Genomic DNA, 10,301 nt, shown 5'->3' on the forward strand with positions numbered 1-10,301 from the left:
CTGGGCGATGCGGCTGCATGGCCGGTAGCAGCAGCTATCCGTCACTTCCGTGATGAATTTGAATGGCACGTGAAAAACCCGAATGCCGCGCAGCAGCGCAATTTTGGTATTGCACATTACGCCGATCCTTTACCTGTTGCAGCAGCAGTGTAAAAAATAAAAAATTAAAAAGCAAAAGGTAAAACATGATAACACAGATTAAACCTTTTGAGATCAAAAAGAGATGTTATCAGTTTTCCCTGAGCTTAATTAAGTTCATTGAATATGTAAAGTATGACCGGATCTATTTTTCAATATTTGATCAGTTATTGAGAAGTGGAACATCCATAGGTGCCAATGTAGTTGAAGGATCAGCAGGCAGCACAAAAAAGGATGTGATCAACTTTTATCATATTGCATTGAAATCGGCTAATGAAACAAAGTATTGGCTATGTATGGTAAGGGATGCAGTAAAGTGTGATATGGAACAGGTGAAGGAATTAATAGCCGAAGCAGATGAGCTTTCAAAGATCATTGCTTCCTGTATAATAAAAATGAAAACCGCTTAGGTTTTACTTTTTACTTTTTTACTTTTTATTTAATAACATGGCTGAAGAAAAGAAACTATTTAAGGTTAAGATTGATAATATCTCCGTGGAAGTGGAGCCGGGAACAACCATCCTGAATGCAGCCCGGCAGATAGGAGGAGATATAGTGCCGCCGGCAATGTGTTATTATTCCAAGTTACAGGGCAGTGGCGGTAAATGCCGTACCTGCCTGGTGAAAGTAACCAAAGGTTCTGAGGCCGATCCCCGCCCTATGCCCAAGCTGGTAGCCAGCTGCCGTACCACTGTAATGGATGGTATGGAAGTAGCCAACATCACCTCTCCCGAAGTACAGGACGCCCGTAAAGGCGTAGTGGAGTTCCTGTTGCTGAACCACCCGCTGGATTGCCCTATCTGCGACCAGGCGGGCGAATGTCATTTGCAGGACCTGGGTTATGAGCATGGTGCAGATGGTACCCGCTATGAGTTTAAACGCAGAACATTTGAACAGGTAGATATCGGCGATAACATTAAGCTGCACATGACGCGCTGCATTCTTTGCTACCGTTGTGTATACACTGCCGACCAGCTGACCAACAGCCGTGTGCATGGCGTATTGAACCGCGGTGAGGCATCTGAGATCGGCACTTATATTCAAAAAGCGCTGACCAGTGAGTTCATTGGCAACGTGATCGATGTATGCCCGGTAGGCGCTTTAACAGACAGAACTTTCCGCTTCAAGAACCGTGTATGGTTCCTGAAACCGGTAGATGCGCACCGTAACTGTGATAAGTGCTGTGGTAAAACTGTACTGTGGATGCGCGGTGATGAAATATTCCGTGTAACAGCCCGCAAGGATAAATATGGTGAGGTAGAGGATTTTATTTGCGATACCTGCCGCTTTGATACTAAAGAAGCCAGCGCCTGGACCATTGAGGGCCCGCGCAAAATTGACCGTCACAGCGTGATCTCACAAGGGCATTATGTAGGTACGGTTAAACCGAAAGATACGATTACCGAAGTAATGGATGGCCGCCAGCCACGCCTGCTCATGGATATTCATAGCGTAAGTAAGGTGAACCGGCCGGAGATAGACCTGTCTAAGATAGACGGGCCTGCGCATTCGGATGACTTTAATAACGCTAAACGCTAAATGCTAAAAGCTAACCGCTAAAAGCAGCATAAAATTCGTAATTGATGAACATAGACTGGTTCTTTATAATTGAAAAGATAGCGCTCATCTCAGGAGTGCTGGCACTGTCGTTGGGAGTAGCCATGTATTCAACCTGGGGAGAAAGAAAGGTGGCAGCTATTATACAGGACAGGCGCGGACCTAACCGGGCCGGTTTTATGGGGCTGCTGCAGCCGTTGGCAGATGGAGGTAAGCTCTTTTTTAAGGAAGAGATCATTCCCACCCTCTCTCACCGTTTCCTGTTCATCCTGGGGCCTTCCCTGGCCATGCTGGTAGCCTGTATGACCAGTGCTGTAATTCCCTGGGGCGATACGCTTACCATTGGAGGCAGGCAGGTATCCCTGCAGATAGCAGACATTAACATTGGCATCTTATACATTTTTGGAGTAGTGAGCTTAGGCGTGTATGGCATTATGTTAGGCGGCTGGGCTTCCAACAATAAATATTCGCTGCTGGCTTCTATACGTGCCGCTTCGCAGATCATCTCTTACGAGCTGGCTATGGGCCTTTCCTTAATAGCCCTGCTGATGCTTACCGGCTCCCTGAGCCTGAAAGATATTGTAGAGCAGCAACGCCATAGTTACTGGAATGTAGTATACCAGCCATTAGGTTTCATCATTTTCCTGATCTGCGCTTTTGCAGAGTGTAACCGTACCCCGTTTGACCTGCCGGAAGCAGAGAATGAGCTGAACGGCGGTTACCACCTGGAATACTCTTCCATGAAGCTGGGCTTTTACCTGTTTGCAGAATATATCAACATGTTCATCAGCTCTGCACTCATGGCCAGCATGTATTTTGGCGGTTACAGCTTTCCTTTTATGGATAGCCTGGGGCTGGATGCTAACCTGATCACCATTCTTGGATTTGTAGCTTTATTTATTAAGATAATATGCTTCCTGTTTCTCTTTATGTGGGTACGGTGGACCATTCCGCGGTTCCGCTATGATCAGCTGATGCGCCTGGGATGGAATATTATGATCCCGATCGCTATCGTAAATATGCTGCTCACAGGCGCGTGGATATTGTATAAACAGGGATAAGAAAAAACTAATTGAATTATGCAAGCACTAACAGATAGAGTAAAACCGGTAGACCGCAGGCCGCTGAACTTTGTGGAGAAGCTATATATACCGGCTATTTTAAGAGGCATGGGTATTACCTTTAAGCACATCTTCCAGAAGAAAGCTACGGTGAACTACCCGGAAGAAACACGCCCCTTTAGCCCGGTGTTCCGTGGTTTGCATATCCTGAACCGGGATGAGGAAGGCCGTGAAAGATGTACCGCCTGTGGGTTGTGTGCAGTAGCCTGCCCCGCAGAAGCCATCACCATGGAAGCTGCAGAAAGAAAACCCGGTGAAGAAAAGCTGTATCGTGAAGAGAAATATGCTGCCAGCTATGAGATTAATATGCTGCGCTGCATTTTCTGCGGTTTCTGTGAAGAAGCCTGCCCGAAGGATGCTATTTATTTAACAGAAACATTTGCGCCGTCTAACTACGATCGTAAAGGTTTTATATACGGTAAAGACGATCTGCTGATCCCTGATCCGAAGAAAAAATAAATTGCACCACCTCCAACAATTCACCATATAAATGAATACGCAACAAGTCATTTTCCTGGTACTTTCCGCAATATCCCTGGCATCTGCCATGGGGGTGATACTGAGCAAGAATCCTGTCACCAGCGTATTATGCCTGATCCTTACCTTTTTTACTATAGCCGGTCATTATGTAATGCTGAACGCACAGTTCCTGGCGGTGGTGCATATTATTGTATATGCAGGCGCCATCATGGTACTGTTCCTGTTCGTGATCATGTTAATGAACCTGAATGCGGATGTTGAGCCGCAAAAACGTAACTGGTTAAAATATGCCGGCGCTATCAGCGGCGGTACGCTGCTGGTAATACTGGTGGCTGCCCTGCGTGATGCCAGCATGCCTTCCCTGCAAAGCGGCTCCTCTGATATCGGGTTGATCGCAAACCTGGGTAAAACCTTATTCCACCAATACGTGGTGCCGTTTGAAATAAGCAGTGTGCTGTTCCTGAGCGCTATGGTAGGCGCCGTGGTGATCGGTAAAAAGGAATAATGTGCTGATGTGCTAATATGCTAATGTGCTGGTGAATGTGTAAATGACAAACAATAAAATATGATCAGCGTTCAGCCTTAAGCGTTCAGCATTCCGCCTAATCCGTAATTCGTAATTAAATAATTCGTAATTCAAAAATATGCCTGTTCAATACTACATATTTCTCAGCATAGCCTTGTTCTGTATAGGAATAATGGGCGTGCTGATGCGCAGGAACGCCATTATTATTTTCATGTGCATAGAGCTGATGTTGAATGCAGTGAACCTGCTGCTGGTGGCCTTTTCTAAAATGTGGGCCGATGCAGGCCGTATAGATGCAGCAGCAGCGCAGATCTTTGTGTTCTTTATTATGGTGGTAGCAGCAGCAGAAGTGGCAGTGGGCCTGGCTATTATTGTCATGGTATACAGGAATACCCACTCAGTGGATATTAACATTCTGAACAGACTTAAAAACTAAAAACGTTGAATGCTTAATGCATAACGCCTAACGCACCACAAAACACAATCCGCGTTCCGTGTTCAGCATTCAGCATTTAGCATAAATCGTAATTGATAAATGATCAATCTCGTTTGGCTGGTACCAGTTTTACCATTATTAGGTTTCCTGATTAATGGATTAGGAAGGCGATACTTATCCAAATCCCAGGTAGGCGTTGTGGGCAGCGGTGTTATACTGGCTGCATTTGTAATTAGTGTAATGATATTCCTGGAAGTAAGGCAGCCGGGTTTCAGCGGGCAGGTAGTTACTTTGTTCGACTTCATTAACGTAGGCCGCCTGCAGATCCCTTTTGCTTTCCAGGTTGACCAGCTGAGCGCCCTATTCCTGTTGATCATTACCGGTGTAGGCTCCCTCATTCATATTTACTCCACCTCTTATATGCATGATGAAAGTAACGAAGGCTTTGCCCGTTACTTTGCTTACCTGAACCTGTTCGTATTCTCCATGCTGCTGCTGGTGCTGGGCGCTAACTATGTGCTGATGTTCATTGGCTGGGAAGGTGTGGGTTTATGTTCTTACCTGCTGATCGGTTTCTGGTTTAAGAATGCGAATTATAACAAAGCCGCTAAAAAGGCTTTTGTAATGAACCGTATTGGCGACCTTGGTTTTCTGCTGGGCATTTTTGGTATGATAGCCATGTTCAGCAGCGTTACCTTCTCAGAAGTGTTTTCCAAAACAGCAGCTTTAGGTGCACATAGTAATTACAGCAGCCAGATCGCAATTATTGCTATGCTGCTGTTTGTAGGCGCAATGGGTAAATCGGCCCAGATCCCTTTATACACCTGGCTGCCGGATGCCATGGCGGGTCCTACACCGGTATCTGCCCTCATCCATGCTGCTACCATGGTAACTGCCGGTATCTATATGGTGGCCCGCAGCAACGTGTTATACACGCTGGCGCCGCAGATCCAAACGGTGGTAGCGGTAATTGGTTTGGCTACTGCGCTGCTGGCAGCCTCCATTGCAATGGTGCAGAATGATATTAAGAAAGTGCTGGCCTACTCCACCGTAAGCCAGCTGGGTTATATGTTCCTGGCATTGGGCGTAGGCGCTTACACCGCCGCGGTATTCCACGTAATGACGCACGCCTTCTTCAAAGCCCTGCTGTTCCTGGGCTCCGGCTCTGTGATACATGCTATGGGCGGTGAGCAGGACATCCGCAAAATGGGCGGCCTTAAGAAATTTATGCCCACTACCAACTGGACCTTCCTGGTAGGTTGTCTGGCAATAGCCGGTATACCGGGCCTTTCCGGCTTCTTCTCTAAAGATGAGATCCTGGCGCATACCTTTGAACATAACAAGATCATGTATGTGTTGGCCTTAGCCGGTGCGCTGATGACGGCATTTTACATGTTCCGCTTATACTACATTACTTTTACCGGTAGCTTCCGCGGCACGCACGAGCAGGAACATCACCTGCACGAAAGCCCGGCAGCTATTACCTTTCCGCTGATAGTGCTGGCCATACTTTCCATAGTAGGCGGTTATATCGGCCTGCCGGAAGTATTTGGAGTAAAACACTGGCTGGCAGAATACCTGTCGCCCATTTTTGCACCTTCTGCGCCGTTCATAGAAGCACATCACCTGGAGCATAGTATGGAATGGCTGTTAATGGGCCTGAGCTCTGTGCTGGTGATCATCTTTATTTTCATTGCCCGCAGCAAATATGTGAAGTATGCCGATACCGGCCGTGAGAACACCGGCCTGGCCAAAGTGCTGGAGAACAAGTGGTATGTGGATGAGCTGTATGACGCTGTGATCGTAAAACCATTGGGCATGCTGTCCCGCTTCTTCCAGGATGCGCTGGAAAAAGCCGGTATAGACCGTTTGGTGAATGGCGTTGGCCGCAGCATTACCTGGGGCAGTCAGCAGGCACGCCGCCTGCAGAACGGGCAGGTAGGCTTCTACGTATTTGCCATGGTAATAGGAATTATCGTATTATTTGTGATAGGATTGTTGTTATAATAGACAAGCGAACGAAAAATTATGTTAACAGTTTTACTGATATTGATCCCTTTGGTAACAGGCCTGCTAACGTTTGGCCTGAAGGGGTCAGGACCTAAAGTGCTGGGCCTGATATCATCCCTGGCTTCTTTAGCCGTAGTGTTAGGCGCATTGTTCCAGTTCCGGGCAGCCCCGGATACTCTTCATTTTGCCGTTAACTGGATCCCTCAGCTGGGCAGCCAGTTCAATGTAGGCCTGGATGGTATGGGAGTAATGCTTTGCCTGCTTACCGCTATTGCGTTCCTGCTGGTTTTTATAACCATCTTTAACCGTACGTATGAGAACCAGAGCAGCTTTTACGGTTTAATGCTGCTGTCGCAGGCCGGGCTGGTAGGCGTATTTACCGCTTACGATGCTTTACTGTTCTACGTTTTCTGGGAGCTGGCCTTAATACCGGTATACTTCCTGTGCTCTATGTGGGGCGGGGAAAAGCGTGTACCCGTTACGTTTAAGTTCTTTGTTTACACCTTTGCAGGGTCCCTGCTCATGCTGGTGGGTATCATTTACCTGTACCTGCAATCACCTGATAAGTCATTCAGCTATGCTGCTTTCACCAGCCTTAACCTGCCGGTGAAGGAGCAGTCCTGGCTCTTCTGGCTGCTGTTTGTAGCCTTTGCTATTAAAATGCCCATCTTCCCTTTCCATACCTGGCAGCCGGATACGTATGAGCAATCGCCTACGCCGGTAACCATGATCCTTCCCGGTGTAATGGTTAAAATGGGTTTGTTTGGCGTTATCCGCTGGCTGTTGCCGGTGTTGCCACAGGGCGCTTTTATGTGGGCCGATGTAGTAATGGTGCTATCTGTGATCGGTATCATTTACGCTTCCTGCATAGCCATTGTGCAAACGGATTTCAAACGCCTGATCGCTTATTCGTCCATAGCGCACATCGGTTTAATGTGTGCCGCCATCTTTGCCAATAATGAGCAAAGCCTGCAGGGCATACAGGTGCAGATGTTCAACCACGGTATTAACATCATCGGGTTGTGGATAGTGGTAGAGATCATCCAGTCAAGGCTGAATGTGAAAAACCTGGACGAGCTGGGTGGTATTGCGCAGGTGGCGCCGCGCCTGTCTATTTTCCTGGTAATTATTTCACTGGCTAATATTGCATTACCGCTTACCAATGGTTTTGTGGGCGAGTTCCTGATGTTCAGCGGCTTGTTCCAGTATAACATGTGGTTGATGGGTGTTGCCGGTTTGGGCATTATCCTGGCCGCTGTGTACACACTGAATATGCTGCAGAAGGTAATTTTCGGGGAAAGCAATGCTTTAACCGCAACTACTACCGACCTGCAAAATTCAGAGCTGCTGGCGCTAAGCCTTATTGTGGGAGTGATACTGGTACTGGGCGTATATCCCAAACCCATGCTGGACCTGGTAAGCAGCACTACAGAACTGGTAAATAAAGTATTTTAATATAGTCCATGGTCCATAGTCTATGGTCCATAGCATATACTTTTAAAAACAGTATTACGTAGTATGCAATGGACTATGGACCATCGACTATGGACTATAAACTTTTTTGTAACGGAACAATATGAACGCATTAATTTCTACTGCTTTATCGGGTGTTGTGCTGATGTTTGTTGGTTTATTTGTCAGCAATAGGCAGCGCATTAAATATTTTGCTATCGCACTGGTGCTGGTGGCCTTTGTGGCTAACCTGCTGGAGCTCTCCACCCTGCAGGGCGGCAGCCAAACCCTGTTTGGCATGCTGGAGATAAGCAAATTCGGCCTCCTGTTCAATGCAGTGATGCTGGGTGCTACCTTGTTATATTTTTTGCTGTGCGGCAGTGAGTTTGAAAAAGTAGGAGAGCATGTAGCAGATTATTTTGCGTTGATATTCTTTATCCTCTCCGGGATTATGCTGGCATCCGGCTTTAGCAGCCTGCTCATGCTGTTCCTGGCCATTGAGATCATTTCTATTCCGCAATATATACTGGCCGGCGCTGATAAAAAGAACCTGAAAAGTAATGAGGCTTCCCTGAAATACTTTTTAATGGGCTCCTTTTCTACCGGTATCCTGTTAATGGGCATTGCGCTCATTTACGGCGCCTCCGGTACTTTTAATATTAATGAGCTGGCGCTGGGTACCGGCGAGCTGCATCCCTTAACCATCGGCGGTATTATGCTGCTGATCTTTGCGCTGGCCTTTAAAGTATCTGCCGTGCCCTTCCACTTCTGGACACCGGATGTATATGATGGCTCACCCACCGTATTTACGGCCTTTATGGCTACCGTGGTAAAAGCGGGTGGTTTTATTGCTTTCCTGCGCCTGTTCCATGTAAGCTTTACCGGTGGCGCTATCAGCCAGCACTGGCTGCTGGTGTTAGCCATTATTGCCGCAGCTACGCTGGTAATGGGTAACCTTACCGCTGTATTTCAGCAAAGTGTAAAGCGTATGCTGGCCTATTCCAGTATTGCGCAGGCAGGCTTTATGCTGCTGGCCGTAATTGCGCTCAATGAAACAGCTACCCAGGGTATTATTTTATATGCCGCAGCCTACAGCGTGGCTACCATAGGCATGTTTGGCGTGTTAATGAAAGTAAAGGACTACACCTTTGAAGGATTTAACGGCCTGGCCCGCAAGCAGCCCTTGCTGGCATTGGCGGCCACTATCTTCCTGTTTTCACTGGCAGGTATTCCTTTAACAGCCGGGTTCTTTGCTAAATATTTTGTGCTGTCGGCCGTAGTGCAGCAGGGTAACCTGCTTTGGCTGGTAATACTGGCTGTGATCTGCGCCGCCATCAGCGTATACTATTATTTCCGTGTCATTATGGCCATGTACTTCAAGGCCGGTGAACCGGAAGTAGCGCCCTTTACTCCTGCTTTTAAAACAGTCCTGATCATTGCTATCATCATTGTAATTGTACTGGGTGTTTATCCCGGTATCCTGTTACAGTGGGCATAGATAACTGAATAAGTAAAAAAGGTGAAAAGCGAACGCGTGAAATAAACGCTTCACCGCTTTTCACCTTTTCTTTTACCCCTTTCCCATATAACCGCTTGTTTTCCACGCTTTTTCTTCGCCGTTCATCGCCGATCCCGCGCACCCTTCACCTTTCGGCTTTCAGCTTTCACCTTTTTACATTAACTTTAGCTGGAACCCTTTACTATGCAATTCCGTGACATTTTTTCCCTGGCGTACCGCTCGGTTAGCGCCAACCGTTTGCGAACCGGTCTTACAGTAGCCATCATTGCTTTTGGTATTATGGCCCTGGTGGGCATCCTGACTGCAATTGACAGCATTAAGGGCAGCTTGTACAGCAGTTTTGCCAGCATGGGCGCCAACAGCTTTTCTATCCGTAACCGGGAAATGATGATCCGTATGGGTGGTGGCGATAATGCCACCAAAGGCAGTAATAAGCAAAAGAAAAAGGTAAGGGCCTCCAACCGCAATAAACGCATCTCCTACGAGGAAGCCATGGATTTCAAACGGCGTTTTAGCTTCCCATCCATGGTAAGTATTTCTTTTAATGCCACCGGCATTGCCACGGTGTATAAAGATGATAAGAAAACCAACCCCAATGTGCAGGTAATTGGCGGGGATGAAAATTATATACAGTTCTCCAACTATACGCTGGAACAGGGCCGTAACTTTAACGAGCAGGATGTAACCTCCGGCCAGAATGTGGCGCTGCTGGGGCATGATGTGGCTGTAAAGCTCTTTGGCCGTAACCTGAAAAATGTAGTAAATAATACCGTGCGCGTGGGCGATGTGCGTTACCGTATCATTGGATTGCTGGGCTCTAAAGGCAGCAGCAATATTATGAGCGCAGATAATATTGTGCTTACTACGGTGAACAATACACGCCGTGTATTTAACCGGCCTACCGCCTCTTACCAGATCGGGGTGGCGGTAAATGCCGTGCAGCAAATGGATGCCGCGGTAGGGGAGGCCACCGGCCTTTTCCGGATCATACGCCACCTGGACCTCAATGAAAGCGATAATTTTTACATCAGCAAAAGCGATAGCCTGGCGGAAATGCTGTTC

10 protein-coding genes are annotated in these 10,301 nt (G+C 47.3%); all 10 read left to right on the forward strand.

The window, feature by feature from the left end:
• Window positions 1–185: 185 nt before the first annotated feature.
• The gene (locus VIM87_RS05235) at window positions 186–548 is read left to right on the forward strand and encodes a four helix bundle protein (protein WP_331995958.1); all 363 of its coding nucleotides are present in this window, start codon (window positions 186–188) and stop codon (window positions 546–548) included.
• Window positions 549–585: 37 nt separating this feature from the next.
• A complete protein-coding gene (locus tag VIM87_RS05240) occupies window positions 586–1,677 on the forward strand; it encodes a 2Fe-2S iron-sulfur cluster-binding protein (RefSeq protein ID WP_331995959.1) in 1,092 nt (363 codons plus the stop codon).
• A gap of 44 nt (window positions 1,678–1,721) precedes the next feature.
• Window positions 1,722–2,756 (forward strand): NADH-quinone oxidoreductase subunit NuoH, encoded by a 1,035-nt coding sequence (nuoH, locus tag VIM87_RS05245; RefSeq protein WP_331995960.1) that lies wholly within the window; start codon window positions 1,722–1,724, stop codon window positions 2,754–2,756.
• An 18-nt stretch (window positions 2,757–2,774) separates the two neighbouring features.
• Complete coding sequence (gene nuoI / locus VIM87_RS05250) at window positions 2,775–3,275, forward strand: NADH-quinone oxidoreductase subunit NuoI (RefSeq protein ID WP_331995961.1); 501 nt, start codon at window positions 2,775–2,777, stop codon at window positions 3,273–3,275.
• A gap of 31 nt (window positions 3,276–3,306) precedes the next feature.
• Window positions 3,307–3,801 carry an NADH-quinone oxidoreductase subunit J gene (locus tag VIM87_RS05255; RefSeq protein ID WP_089906140.1) on the forward strand — a complete coding sequence of 165 codons (495 nt, stop codon included), beginning with the start codon at window positions 3,307–3,309 and terminating at the stop codon, window positions 3,799–3,801.
• A 139-nt stretch (window positions 3,802–3,940) separates the two neighbouring features.
• Entirely contained in the window at window positions 3,941–4,258 is a 318-nt protein-coding gene (nuoK, locus tag VIM87_RS05260; protein WP_089906139.1) for an NADH-quinone oxidoreductase subunit NuoK, read from the forward strand.
• Window positions 4,259–4,357: 99 nt separating this feature from the next.
• The gene (gene nuoL, locus VIM87_RS05265; protein WP_331995962.1) at window positions 4,358–6,265 is read left to right on the forward strand and encodes an NADH-quinone oxidoreductase subunit L; all 1,908 of its coding nucleotides are present in this window, start codon (window positions 4,358–4,360) and stop codon (window positions 6,263–6,265) included.
• 21 nt (window positions 6,266–6,286) lie between these two features.
• Window positions 6,287–7,723 carry an NADH-quinone oxidoreductase subunit M gene (locus tag VIM87_RS05270; RefSeq protein WP_331995963.1) on the forward strand — a complete coding sequence of 479 codons (1,437 nt, stop codon included), beginning with the start codon at window positions 6,287–6,289 and terminating at the stop codon, window positions 7,721–7,723.
• A 121-nt stretch (window positions 7,724–7,844) separates the two neighbouring features.
• Window positions 7,845–9,218, forward strand: a complete 1,374-nt coding sequence (locus tag VIM87_RS05275) for an NADH-quinone oxidoreductase subunit N (protein ID WP_331995964.1) — start codon at window positions 7,845–7,847, stop codon at window positions 9,216–9,218.
• A gap of 204 nt (window positions 9,219–9,422) precedes the next feature.
• Window positions 9,423–10,301 (forward strand): ABC transporter permease (locus VIM87_RS05280; protein WP_331995965.1); only part of this gene is annotated, 879 nt, incomplete at its 3' end.

The sequence above is a fragment of the Chitinophaga sp. genome (assembly GCF_036569125.1).
Classification (GTDB): Bacteria; Bacteroidota; Bacteroidia; order Chitinophagales; family Chitinophagaceae; genus Chitinophaga.

Coding starts and splice junctions, on each gene's coding strand:
- VIM87_RS05235 (WP_331995958.1), top strand. CDS start 186: ATGATAACACAGATTAAACCTTTTGAGATCAAAAAGAGATGTTATCAG.
- VIM87_RS05240 (WP_331995959.1), top strand. CDS start 586: ATGGCTGAAGAAAAGAAACTATTTAAGGTTAAGATTGATAATATCTCC.
- nuoH (WP_331995960.1), top strand. CDS start 1,722: ATGAACATAGACTGGTTCTTTATAATTGAAAAGATAGCGCTCATCTCA.
- nuoI (WP_331995961.1), top strand. CDS start 2,775: ATGCAAGCACTAACAGATAGAGTAAAACCGGTAGACCGCAGGCCGCTG.
- VIM87_RS05255 (WP_089906140.1), top strand. CDS start 3,307: ATGAATACGCAACAAGTCATTTTCCTGGTACTTTCCGCAATATCCCTG.
- nuoK (WP_089906139.1), top strand. CDS start 3,941: ATGCCTGTTCAATACTACATATTTCTCAGCATAGCCTTGTTCTGTATA.
- nuoL (WP_331995962.1), top strand. CDS start 4,358: ATGATCAATCTCGTTTGGCTGGTACCAGTTTTACCATTATTAGGTTTC.
- VIM87_RS05270 (WP_331995963.1), top strand. CDS start 6,287: ATGTTAACAGTTTTACTGATATTGATCCCTTTGGTAACAGGCCTGCTA.
- VIM87_RS05275 (WP_331995964.1), top strand. CDS start 7,845: ATGAACGCATTAATTTCTACTGCTTTATCGGGTGTTGTGCTGATGTTT.